General features: G+C 60.8%; 1 protein-coding gene. It reads left to right on the forward strand.

Annotated features, from left to right (window positions below; genetic code table 11):
- Positions 1 to 273 (forward strand): AMP-binding protein (locus SB822_RS57120; protein ID WP_410859109.1); only part of this gene is annotated, 273 nt, incomplete at both ends.

Genomic DNA, 273 nt, shown 5'->3' on the forward strand with positions numbered 1-273 from the left:
GCGGTAACTTTGCAGGCAGTTGTGCGCAATACCGCGGTGAAGCATATCGTGGTCGCGGCAATGGGCGATCTGATGGGCGTCAAAGGCGCGGTTGTGAACTTCGTCGTGCGTCAGGTGAAGAAAATGGTGCCGGCCTGGAGTTTGCCGGGCCACGTCAAATTCAACACTGCAATTGCGGAAGGCGAGCGGCAGACTTTCAAACCCGTTCAGCAGGGCCCGGACGACGTCGCGTTCCTGCAGTACACCGGCGGCACCACAGGCGTGGCCAAGGGC

It is taken from the genome of Paraburkholderia sp. SIMBA_054 (assembly GCF_046534875.1).
GTDB lineage: Bacteria > Pseudomonadota > Gammaproteobacteria > Burkholderiales > Burkholderiaceae > Paraburkholderia > Paraburkholderia hospita.